General features: G+C 59.3%; 16 protein-coding genes and 1 pseudogene. 8 read left to right on the top strand and 9 right to left on the bottom strand.

Going from position 1 to position 19,518, the window contains the following annotated elements:
• Positions 1 to 9: 9 nt before the first annotated feature.
• Together CHU71_RS09180 and CHU71_RS09175 are read left to right on the top strand one after the other, a co-directional pair.
• Positions 10 to 126 (top strand): annotated as a pseudogene (locus CHU71_RS09180) (alpha-hydroxy-acid oxidizing protein); the annotation flags it as partial.
• 48 nt (positions 127 to 174) lie between these two features.
• On the top strand, positions 175 to 1,011 hold the full coding sequence (locus CHU71_RS09175) for a DNA-formamidopyrimidine glycosylase family protein (protein ID WP_147760868.1): 837 nt from the start codon (positions 175 to 177) through the stop codon (positions 1,009 to 1,011).
• 21 nt (positions 1,012 to 1,032) lie between these two features.
• Here the strand turns inward: CHU71_RS09175 and pgi are convergent, their stop codons facing one another.
• From pgi to CHU71_RS09160, 3 genes are all read right to left on the bottom strand, one after another.
• A complete protein-coding gene (pgi, locus tag CHU71_RS09170) occupies positions 1,033 to 2,664 on the bottom strand; it encodes a glucose-6-phosphate isomerase (protein WP_147760867.1) in 1,632 nt (543 codons plus the stop codon).
• A gap of 107 nt (positions 2,665 to 2,771) precedes the next feature.
• A complete protein-coding gene (locus CHU71_RS09165; RefSeq protein ID WP_147760866.1) occupies positions 2,772 to 4,136 on the bottom strand; it encodes a Na+/H+ antiporter family protein in 1,365 nt (454 codons plus the stop codon).
• A 52-nt stretch (positions 4,137 to 4,188) separates the two neighbouring features.
• Positions 4,189 to 4,560, bottom strand: coding sequence for a chorismate mutase (locus CHU71_RS09160; RefSeq protein ID WP_005530203.1), 372 nt, complete (start codon positions 4,558 to 4,560; stop codon positions 4,189 to 4,191).
• A 129-nt stretch (positions 4,561 to 4,689) separates the two neighbouring features.
• On the opposite strand from CHU71_RS09160, the gene pcrA reads away from it, so the two are divergent.
• A complete protein-coding gene (gene pcrA, locus CHU71_RS09155; RefSeq protein WP_147760865.1) occupies positions 4,690 to 7,299 on the top strand; it encodes a DNA helicase PcrA in 2,610 nt (869 codons plus the stop codon).
• Between the two features lie 18 nt (positions 7,300 to 7,317).
• Here the strand turns inward: pcrA and CHU71_RS09150 are convergent, their stop codons facing one another.
• Positions 7,318 to 8,082: a M23 family metallopeptidase gene (locus CHU71_RS09150; protein WP_005530200.1), complete on the bottom strand. Its 765-nt coding sequence runs from the start codon at positions 8,080 to 8,082 to the stop codon at positions 7,318 to 7,320.
• 36 nt (positions 8,083 to 8,118) lie between these two features.
• On the opposite strand from CHU71_RS09150, the gene CHU71_RS09145 reads away from it, so the two are divergent.
• Positions 8,119 to 8,325: a hypothetical protein gene (locus CHU71_RS09145; protein WP_128088527.1), complete on the top strand. Its 207-nt coding sequence runs from the start codon at positions 8,119 to 8,121 to the stop codon at positions 8,323 to 8,325.
• A gap of 119 nt (positions 8,326 to 8,444) precedes the next feature.
• Here CHU71_RS09145 and CHU71_RS09140 read toward each other — a convergent pair whose 3' ends face one another.
• From CHU71_RS09140 to CHU71_RS09125, 4 genes are all read right to left on the bottom strand, one after another.
• Positions 8,445 to 11,111 carry an FtsX-like permease family protein gene (locus CHU71_RS09140; RefSeq protein WP_147760864.1) on the bottom strand — a complete coding sequence of 889 codons (2,667 nt, stop codon included), beginning with the start codon at positions 11,109 to 11,111 and terminating at the stop codon, positions 8,445 to 8,447.
• Positions 11,112 to 11,113: 2 nt separating this feature from the next.
• Complete coding sequence (locus tag CHU71_RS09135; RefSeq protein WP_110333446.1) at positions 11,114 to 11,818, bottom strand: ABC transporter ATP-binding protein; 705 nt, start codon at positions 11,816 to 11,818, stop codon at positions 11,114 to 11,116.
• A 2-nt stretch (positions 11,819 to 11,820) separates the two neighbouring features.
• On the bottom strand, positions 11,821 to 12,375 hold the full coding sequence (locus tag CHU71_RS09130) for a PadR family transcriptional regulator (RefSeq protein ID WP_147760863.1): 555 nt from the start codon (positions 12,373 to 12,375) through the stop codon (positions 11,821 to 11,823).
• A gap of 410 nt (positions 12,376 to 12,785) precedes the next feature.
• Positions 12,786 to 13,556: a M23 family metallopeptidase gene (locus CHU71_RS09125; RefSeq protein ID WP_046646398.1), complete on the bottom strand. Its 771-nt coding sequence runs from the start codon at positions 13,554 to 13,556 to the stop codon at positions 12,786 to 12,788.
• A 469-nt stretch (positions 13,557 to 14,025) separates the two neighbouring features.
• On the opposite strand from CHU71_RS09125, the gene CHU71_RS09120 reads away from it, so the two are divergent.
• Genes CHU71_RS09120 through purH form a run of 3 tightly spaced genes read left to right on the top strand, consistent with a single transcriptional unit; the run spans position 14,026 to position 17,974 of the window.
• A complete protein-coding gene (locus CHU71_RS09120) occupies positions 14,026 to 15,768 on the top strand; it encodes a DUF6350 family protein (RefSeq protein WP_222709852.1) in 1,743 nt (580 codons plus the stop codon).
• 10 nt (positions 15,769 to 15,778) lie between these two features.
• Complete coding sequence (purN, locus tag CHU71_RS09115) at positions 15,779 to 16,408, top strand: phosphoribosylglycinamide formyltransferase (protein ID WP_147760862.1); 630 nt, start codon at positions 15,779 to 15,781, stop codon at positions 16,406 to 16,408.
• A gap of 27 nt (positions 16,409 to 16,435) precedes the next feature.
• On the top strand, positions 16,436 to 17,974 hold the full coding sequence (gene purH / locus CHU71_RS09110; protein WP_046646339.1) for a bifunctional phosphoribosylaminoimidazolecarboxamide formyltransferase/IMP cyclohydrolase: 1,539 nt from the start codon (positions 16,436 to 16,438) through the stop codon (positions 17,972 to 17,974).
• Between the two features lie 90 nt (positions 17,975 to 18,064).
• Here the strand turns inward: purH and CHU71_RS09105 are convergent, their stop codons facing one another.
• Positions 18,065 to 18,268, bottom strand: coding sequence for a hypothetical protein (locus CHU71_RS09105; RefSeq protein WP_046646340.1), 204 nt, complete (start codon positions 18,266 to 18,268; stop codon positions 18,065 to 18,067).
• A 421-nt stretch (positions 18,269 to 18,689) separates the two neighbouring features.
• Between CHU71_RS09105 and CHU71_RS09100 the strand changes: the two genes are divergently transcribed.
• Positions 18,690 to 19,481, top strand: coding sequence for a hypothetical protein (locus CHU71_RS09100; protein ID WP_110333443.1), 792 nt, complete (start codon positions 18,690 to 18,692; stop codon positions 19,479 to 19,481).
• Positions 19,482 to 19,518 lie beyond the last annotated feature (37 nt).

The raw sequence follows: 19,518 nt of genomic DNA, 5'->3' as shown, positions 1-19,518 counted from the left end.
GGCGGGCAGGGCTTCGACACCCTCGTGGTCACCGTCGATACGCCGGTGGGTGGGCAGCGCCTGCGCGACAACCGCAACGGTATGTGCATTCCACCGCGCGTGACCGCGGGAACCGTATTCGACGCCGCGCTGCGCAATCCGGAGGCGCACATCTAAGCGCTTAAAATAGAGCCCATGCCAGAGGGTGATTCAGTGCTGCAGCTGTCCGACAAGCTACAGTTTATGACCGGCCGCGAAGTGACCGGGGCGCAGCTGCGTGTGCCGCGTTATGCCACGGTGCATCTAGAGGGCAGCACCGTGCAACGCGTGTGGCCTTATGGCAAGCACCTGTTCATGCAGTTCGCTCGCTCGGAAGCGGAGAGCCTTATCCTGCATACGCATCTCAAGATGGAGGGCCAGTGGGCCATTCACTACAAGGGGGACCGCTGGCGCAAACCCGGCCACAGTGCTCGGGTGGTGCTGCAGCTGGCGAATCAGCCCCGCGACATCGAGATGGTGGGGCATTGGCTCGGGGTGGTGGAGGCTTATCCGGCGGACTTTTACAACGAGCGCATCGCGCACCTGGGGCCGGACATCCTGCGCGAGGATTGGGAGGTCGGCGGCTCGAAGGAAGCAGCTCGTCGTATTTTGGCTCGCCCCGAGCGCACTATTGGTGCGGCGCTGCTTGATCAGCGCAATGTCGCGGGCATCGGTAACGAGTACCGCGCTGAGGCATGCTTCATTGCGGGCGTGCACCCGGCTACACCTGTCGCGCTTGTCGACGTCCCCCGCATCCTCAACGTCTCGCGGCGCATCATGTGGTCTAACCGCCATTCGCCGGTGCGCGTGACCACGGGCGTGCGCCGAGCGGGTGAGACTACCTACGTCTTCGGCCGCAATAACGCGCGTTGCCGCAGGTGCGGAACGCCGATTGCCAAGTCCACGCTGGGCGGCGTGGATGCTGGGGGTGACGAAGGCGAGCTCGAGCGCATCATCTGGTGGTGTCCGCACTGCCAGCCTTTTCCGGACTAGTTGGCTGATGCGCTGCGAGACTTAGTGGTTGGAGCGGTACCAGCCGATGAGCTCGTCGGTGGAGGAGTCACCGGAGTTGGCGGCTTCTTTGCCGGAGACGGCAGGAGCGAGGTCGTTGGCCTGCTGCTTGCCCAGCTCCACGCCCCACTGGTCGAAGGAGTTGATGTCCCAGATGATGCCCTCAGTGAAGACGATGTGCTCGTAGAGCGCAATCAGCGCACCGAGAATCTCCGGGGTCAGTTCCTCCGCGAGGATCGTGGTGGTGGGGCGGTTACCCGGCATGACCTTGTGCGGAACCACTGCCTCGTCCACGCCTTCAGCGGCGATCTCCTCGGCAGTCTTGCCGAATGCCAGGACCTTAGTCTGAGCGAAGAAGTTGCCCATCAGAAGGTCATGCATGGAGCCGGTGCCGTCGGAAGTAGGGAAGTCCTGCTTCGGGCGAGCGAAACCGATGAAGTCAGCCGGAATGAGGCGGGTGCCTTGGTGCATCAGCTGGAAGAAAGCGTGCTGGCCATTGGTGCCTGGCTCGCCCCAGAAGATCTCACCGGTGCCGGTGGTCACGGCGGTGCCGTCGCGGCGCACCGACTTGCCGTTGGACTCCATGGTCAGCTGCTGGAGATAAGCCGGGAAGCGGCCCAAGTCCTGGGAATAAGGCAGGACCGCGTGGGTCTGTGCGCCGTGGAAGTTGGAGTACCAGACACCGAGCATGCCCATCAGAACCGGGATATTGCTCTCCAGCGGGGTGGTGCGGAAGTGCTCGTCCATGGCGTGGAAGCCCGCGAGCAGAGCCTTGAAGTTATCCGGGCCGATGGTGCACATCAAGGATAGACCAATCGCGGAGTCCATGGAGTAGCGGCCGCCCACCCAGTTCCAGAAACCAAACATATTCTCGGTGTCGATGCCGAAGGCGGCGACCTTCTCAGCGTTGGTGGAAACTGCAACAAAGTGCTTGGCCACTGCGGCTTCGCTGCCCAGCTGCTCAATGAGCCATGCGCGAGCAGCGTGCGCATTGGTCAGGGTCTCCTGGGTGGTAAAGGTCTTGGAGGCAACTATGAAGAGGGTCTTGGCAGCGTCGAGGCCATCGAGTGCTGCAGCCATATCTGCCGGGTCTACGTTAGAGACGAACTTGGCCTTGACACCAGCGTCTTCGTAGGCGCGCAACGCCTTGGACGCCATGGCCGGGCCAAGGTCAGAGCCACCGATGCCGATGTTGACCACAGTGGTGATGCGCTCACCGGTGTGGCCGAGCCACTTGCCGGAGCGGAGGGCGTCGGCAAAAGTGCTCATGCGGTCCAAAACCTCGTGGACGTCAGCGATGACGTTCTGGCCATCGACGGTGAGCTCGGCGTCGGCAGGCTTGCGCAGCGCGGTGTGCAAGACGGCGCGGTCCTCGGTGTTGTTGAGGTGCTCGCCGGCGAACATAGCGTCGCGGCGGCCCTCAACGTCGGCGGCGCGGGCGACGTCGACAAGCGCTGCGAGAACGTCAGCATCCACAAGGTTCTTGGAAAGATCGACGTGCAGGCCCGCAGCATCAAAAGTCAGGGTGGTGGCGCGGGACGCGTCGGCGGCGAAAAGCTCACGCAGGTTGAGGTTCTTCTTCTCTTGGAACAGCTGCTCAAGTGCGGTCCACTGGGGCTGTGCGGTGATGTCCATTACAAGGGCCTTTCTGGCATTAGTTAGACATGAGTTTTTACCCAATCCACCGTAGTCCACTGCCGCGACTTTCGCCGTCGCTAGCCGGCTGTCCCAAAGACAAGAAATTACAGAACCATCGCGCCAATCCAGCCGGCGATCAGCAGCGGGATGTTGAAGTGGAGGAAGGTCGGGATGACCGAGTCACGGATGTGATCGTGCTGGCCGTCAGCGCCCAAGCCCGCAGTCGGTCCCAGCGTGGAGTCGGAGGCGGGGGAGCCAGCATCGCCCAGCGCGCCTGCTGTACCCACGATTGCCACCGTGGCGGCCGGGCTAAAGCCCAAGGACATGCACAGCGGGACGTAAATGACCGTAATGATGGGAAGGGTGGAGAAGGAGGAACCGATGCCCATCGTGACGATGAGACCCACCAAGAGCATGGCTCCGGCCGCCAGCATCTTGTTGCTGCCGAAGGAGTCCGCAGTGGCGGTGACGAGCTCCTCGACCTCACCTGTTGCGCTCATGACTGACGCGAATCCTTGGGCCGTAATCATGATGAATCCGATGAGCGCCATCATGCGCATGCCATCGGAGAAGACACTGTCTGCCTTGCGCCAGTTCACCGCACCGGTGATGAGTAGGATGCCCAGGCCGGTCAGTGCGCCGACCATCAGGCCGTCGGATTCGAAGTCCAAGGATTGCATGATGATCTGCACGGCGAATGTTGCCACGATTGCGATAATGCTGACCCAAATTTTGTACGGCGCGGGCGCTTCCTCGGTGGGCTCTTCGTCAGAGATTGGGGCGTCGGCGTAGTCGCGCGGCTTGCGGTAACTGATGAAGATGGCGATGAGCAGGCCGGACAGCATGCCCAGTGCCGGGATGCCCATGACCTTCATGATGGAGATGCCATCGGTGTCGAGGCCGGCCTCGTTGATGTTGAACAGCAAGATGTCGTTCAAGAAGATGGAGCCGAAGCCCACTGGCAGGAACATGTAGGTGGTGACTAGGCCGAAGGTCAGGCAGCAGGTGATAAGTCGGCGGTCGATGCGCAGCGCGTTCATCACCTTGAGCAGCGGCGGCACGATGAGCGGGATGAACGCAATGTGGACGGGAATGACGTTCTGGCTCATCACGGCCATGGCGATGAGACCCACCACCAGGATCCATTTGGTGGCAGACGCCGCGCTTGGCGACGCCCCATTCGCAGTACCGGCTGTCGCCGGGCTGATGCGGCGGATAAGGAAGTTGGCTAGTAGCTGGGGCAGGCCCGTTGCGGCAACGCCCATGGCGAAGGCGCCGAGGAGGGCGTAGCTTAGCGCGATCTTGGCACCGCCGCCGAGGCCGTCCTGGAAAGCAACCATTGTGGCATCGAGGCCCATGCCGGAGAGGAGGCCGCCAGCCAGGGCTCCGAGAAAGAGTGCGACGACCACGTGGACGCGCAGGAGCGCGAGGGCCAGCATGACGATAACCGCAATGAGAACAGCATTCATGCTGATGAGATTACGGTATTTTATCCAGAAAACTGAAATTTATTGATTGCGATTAGCCGAGCTTGCCGCGACCCATGCGCAGCAGGGCAGTGGCGATTGCGGGCCCTTCTTCGCCGAGCTCGTCCCGGAACTCGTTGAGGATGGCGATTTCGCGGGTGTGTACTAACTTGGTTCCACCCGAGCTCATGCGGGTGCGGCCAATGGTGCGTGAGATCTCGGAGCGGCGCTTTACTGCATCGAGGATGACTCGGTCAAGACGGTTAATCTCGAGGCGATAGTTTTGAATCTCCGCGTCGGTGAGGGGATCGTCAGTGCCGGAAGGCATGCGGATCTCCATGCCGTTATCAACGACGTTGACGTCATGAGCGTCGACACCAGCGGTGGCGTCGCCGTGCTGATCGGGAGTTTCGTGTGCAGTGGACATAGACACCGATTGTGCCACTCGGAAACTAAAATTGAAACTTTCAACGCGGCGTTCCCGTTGTGTTCGAAAGTGCTGGGTATGGCGTGTTATGGGGCAATGTCCGGAGGGACTAGTAGGTTGGTAGGCATTATGAATGATGCGTCTCCATTTTCTCCCGCCCCGCGCCCCGAAGGCCATGGCAGTGCTGGTGCCCCCGGCGATTCAGCCGGTGGATTCGGTGCTGGCCAGCAGCCGGATCTCTTCGGCGGCTTTGGGCAGCCTGCCCGCGCCGCCACTCCACCAGCCTCGGCCAGCCAGAGGCTCGCTAGTCACGCGGCAGCCGATCAGAGACCAGCTGGCCCAGATCCGCTGACGGAGGGGCTTAACCCGCAACAAATAGAGGCCGTCACGCACGCAGGATCGCCGCTGCTGATCGTGGCGGGCGCGGGTTCAGGTAAGACTGCCGTGCTCACGCGCCGCATTGCTTATCTCATGCGTAACCGAGGCGTGGCGCCGTGGGAGATCCTGGCGATTACCTTTACCAACAAGGCTGCGGCCGAAATGAAGGAGCGCGTCGGCCAGCTCGTGGGTCCGGTGGCTGAGCGCATGTGGGTCTCGACCTTTCACTCCATTTGTGTGCGCATCCTGCGCCAAAACGCTCAGCTAGTCCCAGGGCTGAATACCAACTTCACCATCTATGACGGGGACGATGCGCGCCGCCTGCTGACCATGATTGCCAAGGACATGCAGCTGGACTTGAAGAAGTACACGGCGCGCGTGCTGGCTAACCAGATCTCGAATCACAAGAACGAGCTGGTTTCCCCTGACTATGCCTTAGCTGAGGCGGAGAAGACCAAGAATCCTTTCGAGATTACGGTGGCGCGCGTATTCGACGAGTACCAGCGGCGCCTGCGCGCGGCTAATTCGGTGGACTTTGATGATCTGATTGGTGAGGTCGTCCGCATCTTCAATCAGCATCCCCAGGTGGTGGACTTCTACCGTCGTCGCTTCAAGCACGTGCTGATCGATGAGTACCAGGACACCAACCATGCACAGTACGCTTTGGTGTCTGCGCTGGTCGGTAGGGGAGAACTGGGGCCGGACGCGCCGGAGCTGTGCGTGGTGGGTGACTCTGATCAGTCCATTTATGCATTCCGTGGCGCCACCATCCGCAATATCCAGGAGTTCGAACGCGACTATCCGCAGGCGCACACCATCTTGCTTGAGCAGAACTATCGCTCGACGCAGACCATTCTGAACGCCGCGAATGCGGTGATTGCTAAGAATGAGGGCCGGCGCGAGAAGAACCTGTGGACCGCTCACGGGGAGGGCGCCAAGATCGTCGGCTACGTTGCGGACAACGAGCACGATGAGGCGCGCTTTATTGCCTCAGAGATCGATTCCTTGTCTGACAAGGGCCGCGACTATTCGGACATCGCGATCATGTACCGCACCAACAACGCGTCCCGCGCACTGGAAGACATCTTCGTTCGCTCCGGCATTCCGTACAAGGTGGTTGGCGGTACACGCTTCTACGAGCGCCGGGAGATTCGTGACATGGTGGCTTACCTGCGCATCATCGATAATCCGGATGACACGGTGAGCCTGCGCCGCATCATCAACGTGCCGAAGCGTGCTATTGGTGACAAAGCCCAGGCCCAGATAGCACTGCATGCGGAGAACCTCGGCATCAGCTTTGGCAAGGCGCTTTATGACGCCGCAGCTGGCAACGTTGCGGGCCTGGGTACCCGCGCGGTCAATTCGGTGTCGAAGTTCAACGAGATGCTGGAAGGTATCCGCGCCCAGATCCCGGGCATGACCAATGAAGTTACGCACCAGCCAGACCTAGGCGAGCTGTTGAGCGCAGTACTGGACGCCACCGGATACCGCGCAGAGCTGGAAAACTCCAACGACCCGCAAGATGGCGCCCGCTTGGACAACCTCAATGAGTTGGTTTCTGTAGCGCGCGAGTTTAGCTCCGAGGCTGCGAACCAATTGGTATTCACCGGTGCCGATGCTGAAAACGACATAAGCCCGGAGCTTGCCGAGGGGGAGGCCCTGCCCGGCTCGCTCCAGGCGTTCCTGGAAAAGGTGTCGTTGGTAGCTGACGCTGACCAAATCCCAGACAACGAGTCCGGAGTGGTCACGCTGATGACGCTGCATACCGCCAAGGGCTTGGAGTTCCCAGTCGTCTTCCTCACCGGCTGGGAGGACGGCCAATTCCCGCACATGCGTTCTTTGGGGGACCCCAAGGAACTCAGTGAAGAACGCCGCCTGGCGTACGTAGGCATCACGCGTGCTCGTGAGCAGCTGTATCTCACCCGTGCGATTCTTCGCTCGTCGTGGGGCAACCCGATGACGAATCCGGCCAGCCGCTTCCTCGCCGAGATCCCAGAGGACCTCATCGACTGGCGCCGTGAAGAACCAGACAGCTCGCTGTCCAGTGCATGGGGTGGAGATGACTCCTACCAATACGGTCGTTCTTATGGTTCGGATTGGTCTGGGTGGGGCAGGACCTCCCCGCGCGCTACGTCTTCCCCTTCGCAACGCACGCGGAAACCTGCCGCTTCGACCTCGATGCCAAAGAACAACCAGTTGAATTTAGTTGTGGGGGACCGTGTCAATCACGCTAAATACGGACTGGGCACGGTCATCGATGCCTCCGGCTCCGGTCCACGCGCCACCGTGACGGTGGACTTCGGATCGGCAGGCAAGGTGCGCCTCATGCTTATCGGCGGTGTTCCGATGGAAAAGCTTTAGGCGCTAGGGGGAGCTCGCTTAGATGATGATTCCACGCTGAGCGAACCACGGAACCGGGTCGACGGCTGCGCCGCCACCTGGGTGCACCTCGAAGTGGAGGTGCGGGCCGGTGGAGTGGCCCTCGTTGCCGATGACGGAGATCTGCTGTCCAGCAGAGACTCGGTCGCCGACGTTTACGAGGAGCTGGTCACCTGGCATGTGGCCATAGACGGAGATGGTTCCATCGTCGTGCCGGATGCGGATCCAGTGGCCAAAGCCTTGCGCCGGACCAGAGGAGATAACTTCACCGTCCATGATGGAGTAAATCGGCGTGCCAATCGGGTTGGCAATATCGATACCGTTGTGGAAGGTGCCCCAACGCGGGCCGAAGCCGGAGGTGAAGGTACCGGAGGTTGGGAACACAACGGTGTTTCCGGAGCTATCCTGGCCCTTGACTGGGGTCAGTCCGGAGTGGTCACCCGCTGGGGCATAAGCCTCAGCGAGGCCTGGGATGCTGGATGGGTCAAGAACGATGTTCAGGGCGCCGCCGTTGTTAGAAATCTCAGGTGAGACTGCGCCCGCCAAGACGCCGGCGGTGGACTTGGTGAGTCCCACGAAGGCGTCGATAAGCGTGGTGTTATCTGCATTAGTTGTAACTTCTGGCTTTGACGAGCCATCAGAGACGTCAACGCTGGCTGCCGGCTGCGCGGCGGAGGCGTTAGCGCCCATGGTGGTAGCAAGTGCAGTGCTCAATGATAGAGCCGTGAGCGTCACAATCTTGCGTGCGCGGGAATTGCGCTTCATAACTTCAAGTCCTTTTCATGACGGAGCATGTTCGGGGTGGCTCGGTTAAGCCTGCGGGATGCCATTGATTTCAAGTCCGACACGCCGGGAAAGTTCAATCCCGGCTTGGCGGCCTGTTTGTGGCAACGAGATAAAGCTATCGGTCTTTTTCGTGAACTGCAATATCTGAAATTGCAGGTAAACGCCGGAATTTTTCGAAAATCATTCGAACATGCCAGCATGTTGCGCGTGTTACTGATGTGAAAGAAGTTGCGACTGTGAAGCTTGGGTTTAACGTGTGGGGGTGCGTTATGGGGGTGAATCCTCCTACGCGCTGAGAAACGCTGGATGAGCTGCGACAAGGCTGGTGCCTAGACCGCTTTCTAGGCGAGAGCTCGCTGCTCGTCGCGACCACGGGCAGTGATGTCACCGCCACGTCCCCGCGCCTGGCTCAGCGCAGAAATTGCGGCACCGACCAAGGGCACTGCAATAACCACCAGAAGCATCCAGCAGTCCGGTTGGAAGTACTCGATACCGTTAATTGAATATGGATTGGAGTTATAGAGGTTTCGGGGAGCTTCGCTGAGGAACACGCCTACAGCTTGGCCCAACACATATCCCGTCAGCATGCTGACTCCGGCGATGATCCATGTCTGCCACGCACTAACCTTGGCCATCAAGCTCAGCGGCGCACCCAGCGAGTTATAGGTATCTGCTTCGCGCCGCATGGCAACGGCGGTATTCGCAATGATGAAGACCAAGGCCAGCACGCTGAGCACAGCGAGGATTGCAGCTGGGACCCATTCATCACTCTGCAGAGTGCCGGTGAAGGAAATAGTGTGGGTTCCACCTGATGCTTGCTCGACAGCAAAGGAGATGCCCTCCCGCTCCTTTAGAGTAGGGGTCTCGTTAAAAGCTACTGCGGTTCCTAGTCGAACTGCTTTAATATTCAGCTTTTCCGCGGCACCAGGGCTAATCAGTGTTACGTCGCGCGCAAAAATAGGCAATGCCTCAACTGCCGGAAGCTTTGCAGTAGAGCTGCCGATGACGCTGCCATTTCTTTGCTCGGCGCGTTCTGCGGTGAAGCGTGCTTCGCTGCGGCCTTCCAAGTGGCGACCGTGGGCTAAGACGATGCCGCCCTGTTCAAGGGTGGCAGCTGCCTTGTCCTTGTCTGCCGGACTGTCGAAGTTGAAGAGATCGAGTGTCTCCGGCGTTGCCTCAAGGGTTCTTCCGTACTTCATCAGATCGCTGGTGGGAAGCCATGTCATCATTTCATGCGCACAGGCCTCGCGAGCCTCAGCTGAAGTATCAGTTGTTCGACCTTGCCTATCGATGAAGGTCGCTTCTTCGACGTTGTCTGTTGGATCCGTCTGCTCGCAGACGAAGTCATATTCCATCGTGAGTTTGACGCTGGGTACCTGCGAGTCCGGCAGATGCGCGGAATAAGGGTCCACGTAGCCGCGCAACTCCATCGCGTGGCCGGGTTTCTGAGCAAGCGCGGCATCGGCGGCGGCTGTTTCAGCACTTGAGTTGGGGTTATCAACGGCGTTTGAATAGTCATCGGTGGCGATGATCGCCGTTGAACCTGGGTTGACCAAGGTGGATTGCTCCTCCCACTTGGCGGCGTCGAGGAAGGAAAGCACAGAGCCCGCCGCTGAGGTGAACGTGATTGCTAGGAGCGCCACCGCAGTGGGAATGGTGCGCATGCCACGTCGCAGTAGACCTCGCCCGGCAAGGCGGAGAGCGAGGCCGCCGTGGCTGCATAGCCGGGAAGCCGCAAAAATGAGGGCGGGCGCACTTGCCCCGACGGCGATGAAGGCCAAAAGCCCCAAAGGGCCGAAGAACATTTGTCCTGCTGGTGTTAGGGAAAGGAGAACCAAGATTGGCAGGGCCATTGGCCCGTATGCCATCTCTTTACGCCAGCGCACTATGCGGTCAGGGCTGCCGCCTTGGATTGCGGTCGTCAGCGCCGAGCGTGCCGCCAACCAAGCCGGAATTGCTGCAGCGCACGTAGAGCCAAGGACAGCAATCACCCATATGTTCGCGCACATCAGCCAGGGGATATCGAGGGGTAGACCTGGGAAGTGAACGCACCAGGTCGCGATACCGATGGCAAAGCCCAAGACTGCACCAATCGTCGCGCCCACTACTCCGGTGAGGAAGCCATATGCCAGCACGGCAGCGGCGATGTGCTTCGGAGAGGCGCCCTGCGAGGCCATGAGCGCATAAAGGCGTAGGTTCTTACCCAACGCAAAGCTGAAGACTGGCGCAATGAGGACCAGAACGAGCAACGCTGCGAAGGAATAAACGCTCGCAACGAAAAGCAAGAAGAGGATCTCATCTCCGGTTAGGCTGGGTGTCACATCGCTGTTGGAATCAAGGTGGCTGTCGTACAGCGCCAGGCCCTTCTTGGCTAGGGCTTTTGCGTCATCCTCAGTGAGCTGGTGGCTGCCCACGATCGCCCACATGGCTTGGCCAGGATTGTGGTCCAAGTCTTCGTCGCTGACCAATGCCGGTGCCGTGGCGTAGCTATCAACGCCGGGAACGATGCCCGCAACCTTAGCTTCATTTCCTTCACTGACCTCCACCACGTCGCCAACGTCGGCGCCGATCTTCTTGGCCGTATCAGCAGAAAGAAGTACTTGCCCAGGTTGCAATTTATAGTGCTCCAGAAGCACCGCAGCCCCAGCGGGCGGATTGTCTACGTCGAACTGAGAAAAGGTCGTTCCAGCACTCTTAGAGCCAAAGCGAACAGGACCATGGAAGAAATTGACCACAGGGCTAGCCTGTAGGTCACCAGGAAGGGCCTCGTTCGCAACATCGCGGAAGTTTCGCTCCGAACCGTTGTCGAATTCTGGTGAAGCTGGGCTAATGGTGCGATCCATGCTGTACATCAGCGAGCTGAACTGGCTTTCGGAGGACACACCGACTCCGAACGCGATGAGTGCCGCGACCGGAAGAGCCACCAGTAACAGGCCTGCGAGCGAGCGCCACGGGTGTTTGACCATGTCGCGCCTCGTTGGGCGCGTGACAGCCGAGAACGAAGACATAACTAGTTGCCCTCCTTGCTGAGTTTGCCGTCGCGGACCATGACCACGGAGTCGGCCCAGCCGGCAAAGCGTGGTTCGTGTGTGACGAGCAGTCCGGATGCTCCGGCGTCGATGCGCGAGCGCAGCAATTTCATGATCGAATCGCTCGTACTCGTATCGAGTGCGCCCGTGGGCTCATCTGCCAGAAGCACTTTGCGGGGGCCGATGAGTGCGCGTGCGATAGCCACTCGTTGGGCTTGGCCGCCGGAAATCTCTTCGGGAAAGCGGTCAGCAACGCCCTCGAGGCCGACCTCTGCGAGCGCTTCCTCGGCGGCCTCCCGGCACTTCTCGCGGGATACGCCGTCGAGCTCTAAAGGCAGTGTCACGTTCTCACCGACCGTCAGTGTGGATACCAGGTTGAAGTTCTGAAATACGAAACCCAAATGGCGGCGGCGCATGGTGGCAGACGCTGACTTGGAGAGATCGGCGGCATCCGCGCCGTCGATAAGCACCCTGCCCGAGGTCGGCGGGAGTAGGAGCCCGGCAACGTTGAGCAGAGTGGATTTACCGGAACCCGATGGCCCCATGACTGCCACGAGCTCGCCGGGGTGCAGCTGGAGATCGATGTTGTCCAAGGCCGTAACCTGCCGGGCGCCCGTGCCGAAGACGCGGGTGACCTCCTGCAACTCCAGGGGGAACGGTGCATGAGCGTTGGTGGTGGCGTTCATTGTTAATCCTCTTCCGGCTTGGTAGTGGGGGACAAAGATGTTGGAGTGGCTAAAGACTCGGCGCGATCGAGCCAACGGGAGAGCGCTTCGAGGTCGAAAATCTCCCTCTCTAGAGCCAACCTTCGTGCGCTGCGCTCTTCTGGCATTTCGGAGGCTTGTTGGTTGAGGATGCGAAGCTGCTTCATCGTGGCAAAGCGCTGCGTATCCAAGATTTTTAGGGCATCAACGTCGCTGCGGCTGGCGGCGAGTGCAATCTTGAGCACGAGCTCGTCGCGCTCGATGGGCTGCTTGCCGACGCTGCGTGTCCACCACGCTGCCAGCTCGCTCCGGCCCTCCTCAGTGATGGAGTATTCAACGGCCTTTCTGCCCGTGGGGCCGGTAACCTCGCCGCTTTCTGCGATGAAGTTGTCACGTTCCAAACGCTTGAGGGTTTGGGAAACTTGGCCGATATTAAGGGGCCACAGGCCCTCCATGGCATCGGCAAACTCGTGCTGCAATTGGCTGGCCGTGGCTGGCCTGGCGCTGAGAAGCGATAGCAAAGAGTGTTTCATTGACATGGTCGGTGCCCGTTCTTGGGAGAGTTTTGGGAAGGACAGTGAGGGCGCTGGTATGCGATATCTGAAAAATGCGATGGTTACCGGGTAATCACTTTGGAGCTTACCGGGTAAGCTTTAAAAGGGCAATGGCCCGGCCTTCTTGGGGCAATTATTAGGGCAGCGGTCTCCTTTTGGGGACAATCCCACAAACTCGGGGTTTAGAGTTTTTGAAACGGGGGTGGGAAGGGCCTTTTTCAAGCCTTTCGCTGTAGTTGAAAGACATTCCCTAAAGAGATCTATTTCACGGCCGAGAAAAGGAAAAGAAAGCGGCTGAAAGCTTAAAAACGGCAATGAAGCGAAGTGCTTCATTGCCATTGTGGGATAAAGCGGAGAGGTGGGAAGGAAGAATTTTTTGGGGGGCTTGAGAGGTCTTAGGAGATAACGATGCCGCGCTCAGCGAACCAAGAGATTGGGTCAACTGCGCCCTGGCCTGCAGGGTGGATTTCGAAGTGCAGGTGGGAACCGGTGGAGAAACCGAGGGAGCCCATGCCGGCGATCTTCTGGCCAGCGTGGACGCGCTCACCAACAGCGACGTCGAGGGTCTGCATGTGGCCGTAAACGGTCATGGAGCCATCGTCGTGCTGGATGCGGATCCACTGGCCGTAGCCGGAAGCTGGGCCGGAATCGATGACGGTGCCGTCCATAGCGGCGAGGATTGGGGTACCGACAGCGTTAGCGATGTCGATGCCAGAGTGGAAAGAGCCCCAACGTGGGCCAAAGCCGGAGGTGAAGGCGCCTTCTGCTGGGCGGGCTACGGACGGAGCGCGAGAAGCCTCGTCAGCGGCGGTGCGAGCCTCAGAAGCCTGAATTGCCTTGTTGAGCTGCTCGGTGAGGTCAGTGACCGGTTTAGCCTCAGCTACAGCGAGGATCTGTGGGGTAGCGGCTGCCACGGCATTAGCTGCTGCTTTGGCGCCGTTCTGAGCATTCTCGAGAGCGTCAGACTCGTTAGCCAAGTTATAGTCAACAGTCTGTGCCTTGGTGCCAGCGTCTTCTGCCTGAAGGTTTGCAGCTGCTGCGCCACCAACGCCTGCGGTGGACACTGCTCCTGCAGCGATGGTTACCAGTGCCAGGCGCCCCTTCGCCGTCTGCGAGGTGGTGATCTTGCGGTGACGGCCTGCGCTCCGCTGAGTCTTGCTTCGCATGAATTCTTCTTCCATCATCTTCACAATCACCCAATCGCACCCGCAATAAAATCAGTCAAAGTTTCGCGTTACAGCTTTGGGAGGTTGGTTATGTGATTGTGACCTTCCTGTTACCAACGAGATGTAACAGTAGCGTCTCGAAAAAGTAACAGCAACCCGTTCTTTGGATTTTTCGGGTAAGTCGGTGAAAATCGCAGGAAGTAGCAGAAAAATTTTGGATCACATTTGGCTTCATTAGCTGCTATTTGTCGGGGGTAGAAATAAATCGTCACTTGGAAGAGTCACACTGCGTGTCTCTTCTTTCCTTTCCTTATATATAGGCCTATTGCGCATCTCATGATTTTCATGAGAGTTTTGGGGTCTTAAAACCAGACGAAAGCGCTGCCTTCTTGTAGAGGGTTAAAGGATTTGCGTACCTTGTCGTCGTGCCAACCTTATAACTGCCTGGCGCCGTGGCAAAGTGGAGCCGATGAACAAAAACACCAGCCCTCAAACGCGGTCGGCCTCCCGCTCGCGCGCGCAAGTGCGCGGGCGGGGTGGAACCGCTAGCTCTAAATCCGCTGCGCGCGTTGCCAGCAAGGTCGGCTCGCAGGCACGAGCACGCCGCGCCACTGCACCGACCACGATGGCCGGGCGCATTCGCCGCATGCTCTGGACCGTGGCTATCCCCAATGTCGTCGTTGTCCTCATCGTGCTTTCGGTAACACTGGCTGCGTTGTTGTTGACCAGCTCGCCGCTGGCGTGGCTGCCCACCATCGTCGCGGAATCGTTGATGGTCTTTAATCTCGCGCCTGTATCGGCAGGGGGCATTGAGCTCTCTGTCATGCCTTTGCTGCCCGCGGGGCTTCTCGCTTTTGTGGTGGGGCATAGGGTGCGCCAGGCCATCAAGCACAAGGTGAGCATCAACGATCTCCTTGTGCTGCTGGCGTGCGTGGTGGCGGTCCCATTGGTTCTGACGATCATCGCGTGGCTGATGCTGTGGGACGCGGGCAAGGTTTATGACGTTTCCCCGCCGAACTTCTTCGCCGTTCTGCCACGCATGTTGCTGCTACACCTTGTGGCCTTGGCGGGCGGCATGGGCCCACGCTTGTGGAAGGCGCTGGCGAAGCGATTCGGTTTTCCGCGCATGCTTGTCGACGCCGCGGTTACCGCCCTGCGTTACCTTGGCGCGCTAAGTGCGGTCGCCGCGTTAGTTTTTGTCATCGTGGGGATCGTGGGTTGGTCCCGCCAAGGGCAGTTGATGGATTCTTACCCGGCAATCGACGGTGTGGGAACGTTCCTTCTGTATTGCCTGAGCCTGCTTTACTTGCCCAATGCGATCGTGGGAACTAGTGGCGTTCTTGCTGGCTCCGAATTCCAGTTCGGCCCTGAGAGCAGCGTGAGCTTGTTTAGTATCCACATGGTGCCTTTGCCACCGCTGCCTATCGTCGGCGTGGTTCCGGGGGCTGTGTCCTCGTGGGCAATCGGTTTGTTGGCGCTGCCCATCTGTGCGGCCATTGTGGTGGTCTGGCGGGCACGCCGTCACGTGAGCTTTGCTTTCGCGGCTGCAGCGACTGTGTTCGTTGCTCTCTTTACTCTGATTGCAAGCTACTTTGTGACTGGCACCCTCGGTACATATGGTGCGACCGGTCTGAACATCTGGTCCACTACCGGGCTGGTGGCACTGTGGTTCGCGGCCATTGCGTTCGCCTTTGCTTGTGCCTTTGCGATCGGCGCATGGCATGCTTCCCGCAGCGCTTCTGCTTCTGCAGCCGCAGCTGCTGATGAAGCAGAAGAGGCTGCAGGGGAAGCGGCCCTGACTGATGGTGACACCACTGGGGTCGACGCTGGGGCTGACGCTGGGGCTGAAGCTGCGGCCAGTGCAGCGCCCGACGACGTCGTGAATGCGGACGTAGTGGACGCAGAGATAGAGGAATCTGATGCCAGTGATACCGGTGATGCAGGGAAAGCCGAAGGTGCTGACGATGCTGAAGAAACAGAAGATATAAAGGAAAGCACGGTTGGCGAAGCGGGAGCTCCCTCCTCGGAGACTGAAGAGGCTGCGGGGGAACCTGTGGAAGAGGCTGCGGAGGAGCCGGCAGACGAGCAGCCGAACCAAGCCCAGGGCGACGTGGACGTAAGCAAGGAAGGCGCCGAAGCCGTAGAGGAAGATCTTGAAGTAGTGGAGGGAGAAATCGTCGAAGAATTCCCGCAAAAGGGGTCAAAGGACTAGGCTAAGTGCCGTGACTTCACAGCATCAGCCACAAGGTGAAAACGCCCGTAACTCCCGTCCGAATGAAATCGTGGTTCTGGTTTCCGGAACCGGCTCACTCCTGCAAGCCATCATCGATGCACAGGATGAGAACTATCGTGTGGTCAAGGTCGTCGCTGACGTGCTTTGCCAGGGAATCGAGCGCGCCCAAGCCGCAGGCATTGCCGCAGAAGTAGTGGGGATGGGCCAAGACCGCGCCGAATGGAATAAGCGTCTGGTTGCCGCAGTGGATGCTGCGCAACCAGACATTGTTGTTTCAGCTGGTTTCATGAAGATCCTGGGCGCAGACTTCCTGTCCCGCTTTGAGGGTCGCACCATCAACACCCACCCAGCACTGTTGCCATCCTTCAAGGGCGCCCACGGCGTCCGCGACGCATTGGCATACGGAGTGAAGGTCACAGGTTCCACCGTCCACTTTGTCGATGCCGGCGTAGACACCGGTCGCATCATCGCGCAGGAACCCGTAGCGGTCCGCGCTGACGATGATGAGGCCAGCCTGCACGAACGCATCAAGGTGGTCGAACGCCAACTCATTGTTAAGGTCCTGCGTTCCGCCCAGGTTTCCCAGGAATCCGACAAAACCATTTCGATTCAGCTCTAAAACTTTTAGGAAGGCTTTCTCCGCACTATGAGCGATGACCGTAAGCAAATCAAGCGCGCCCTGATCAGCGTCTACGACAAGACCGGACTCGAGGACCTTGCTCGTTCCCTCGACGCAGCTGGCGTTGAGATTGTTTCCACCGGTTCCACCGCTGCCAAGATCGCAGACCTTGGCATCAACGTCACCCCAGTGGAGAAGCTCACCGGCTTCCCAGAGTGCCTCGAAGGCCGCGTGAAGACGCTGCACCCGAAGGTCCACGCTGGAATCCTGGCTGATACCCGCAAGTCGGATCACCTCGCGCAGCTCGAGGAGCTGGGCGTCGAGGCTTTCCAGTTGGTTGTTGTAAACCTGTACCCATTCCGTGAGACCGTTGCCTCCGGCGCTGACTTCGATGGTTGCGTTGAGCAGATCGACATCGGAGGCCCATCCATGGTCCGCGCTGCTGCGAAGAACCACCCATCCGTGGCCATCGTTGTGGACCCGGCTCGTTACGGCGACGTCGCTGAAGCTGCCAAGAACGGTGGCTTCTCCCTCGAGGAGCGCCGCGCTCTTGCTCGCGACGCCTTCCTGCATACCGCTGACTACGACGCGGCCGTCTCCGCATGGTTCGTGGACCAGCTCACCGAGGGCGGCGCCACCACGACGCTGCGCTACGGCGAGAACTCCCACCAAAAGGCCACCGTTACCCGCGATGGCTCCGGTAAGGGCCTGGCTAACGCGCAGCAACTGAACGGCAAGGAGATGTCCTACAACAACTACCAGGATGCTGACGCCGCGTGGCGCGCCGCCTGGGATCATGAGCGTCCGTGTGTTGCCATCATCAAGCACGCCAACCCGTGCGGTATCGCCGTGTCTGATGAGTCCATCGCTGCGGCACACCGCGCCGCGCATGCGTGCGACCCGCTCTCCGCATTCGGCGGCGTCATCGCCGTCAACCGCGAGGTCTCTGTCGAGATGGCCAAGCAGGTCAAGGACATCTTCACCGAGGTCATCGTCGCTCCGTCCTACGAGGATAGCGCCGTGGATATCCTTAAGGAGAAGAAGAACCTCCGCATCCTCGTTGCCGAGCACGAGGCTCCAGCAGAGGAAATCAAGCACATCTCCGGCGGAGTCCTGTGCCAGGAGCCGGATACTTACCAGGCCGAGGGCGATAAGCCGGAGAACTGGACGCTGGCCTGCGGCGAGCCGCTCAACGACGCTGACCTCGCTGAGCTTGAGTTCGCATGGCGCTCCGTCCGCTCTGTGAAGTCCAACGCCATCCTGCTGTCCAAGAACAACGCCTCCGTGGGCGTGGGCATGGGCCAGGTCAACCGCGTTGACTCCGCCAAGCTCGCCGTCGAGCGCGCTAACGCCCTAGCCGAGGATGGCGCCGAGCGCGCACGCGGCTCGTTTGCCGCCTCCGACGCATTCTTCCCGTTCGCAGATGGCCTGGAGGTTCTCCTCAACGCTGGTGTCAAGGCTGTTGTGCAGCCAGGCGGTTCCATCCGTGACGAAGAAGTCATCGAGGCCGCTAAGAAGGCTGGCGTAACGATGTACCTCACCGGTACCCGTCACTTCTTCCACTAATTCGCTATCGCGAATTAGTAGGTTGCGCCGCTAATTAGGCGCAGCGCTAATTAGCTGAGGGGCCTGGCAGTTTATGATTGCTGGGCCCCTTTAGACGTTTTCGGATGGAATGTCGCTCATGGTCGTTGACGCAGTTGAGGTTGGCGTCGACACCGTGTCTGCTGGGGCGTCTGGAGCGTCTTTTGACAGCAGAAAATATGCCGCGGCGCCTAAGACAATGGAGAGGAAGAGGAAGGCAGCAATCAGACCTATGATTGCGCCGCTAATCAATCCTTTGCCGTTGTGCGCTGGCATTTGCGCGCCGAAGTTATTAGGTTGCGTAGCCGATGGTGGGTGCGTGGGGTTTGTACCGGGGACAAAAGATCCGCAACCAAATTGTGGCGATGATTGTGGCGCAGAAAACTGTGGGTAGCCTAACTGGGGCGATGAATTAGGACGCGAGTTATTAGGCTGCGAGCCGAAACCTGGATAGTTCGTCATAGGGAATTCTAAAACGGCCTTTCCTCAACAAAGACGGTGGCGAATCACATAAGCAGTGATAGCAATAGTGACAATGTAACCGAAGATTTGGCTACTTCACCTACTGCCAAGGAAATTTCCCCAGATCCGCCTACTTCGGGGGAGTTCGGCACAAAAATTAGCTGGTCGAAGGGCACGCGTGTGTCATAATCAGAAATCTAAGTAATTACCGTATCCCTGCATAGAGGAGACCGTTTTGTCTGGCGAAAACAATGGCTTTGGCCCCCACCAAGGCGCAAACGAAGCACCCAATACCAACCCTTGGGCAATACAGTCGGACGGGCAGAACGCGGCGGATCAACCACAACAGCAATTCCCGCAAGGCTACTCAGAGCAGGGGTACCCGCCGCAGGACAACGGCCAATACGGGCAGTCCAACATGGGTTCACCATTTGTTGGTGACTCCGCGCCGTACTATGCGCAAGGCGGATACGGTCAGCAGTATGGTCCTGAGTATGGTTCTGCGGATTACAGCCAGGCGGCGCCGGTGTACCAAGAAAAGCAGTCGAGCGGTGCGAGGTGGGCAATCATTGCTCTCATTGTGCTTGCCGTCATCGCGCTCTGCGCTGCTTTGGCATTTTTCCTTCTTAAGAGCGGCAGCGATGAGAAGAACACCAGCCCGATACTGACAACCTCTGCAGCAACGACCATCGAGGCGCCACCAACCGAAGAAGCGGCCAAGGTTCCGAAACGCCCAGCGTATCCCTCGCTTCCGGCCGGTGCGGTGGCCGCAAACGAGGCAGCTATGTCTGGAGCTGCGGGCGGAGACCTGAACAACGTCTACCGTGATTCCACGATGACCTCTCCTGAGTTCGCGCGCGCCGTCCGCGATGCATACGTAGAGCATTACCTATCTACCAAGGAATATAACGCGGTCATCACCGCGTATAGCCCGGTTACTGGCATCACCTACACGATGGATTGCCGTGACAACGGCGAATATGTCACCTGCACGGGCGGCAACAACGCCATTGTGTACATCGTTTAATCAGCTTCGGCAGAGAGACAGGACCCAACTAGATGAA

This window comes from Corynebacterium sp. LK14 (assembly GCF_008042215.1).
In the GTDB taxonomy this organism is placed as follows: domain Bacteria; phylum Actinomycetota; class Actinomycetes; order Mycobacteriales; family Mycobacteriaceae; genus Corynebacterium; species Corynebacterium striatum.
This window is presented reverse-complemented; position numbering and strand designations above follow the sequence as displayed.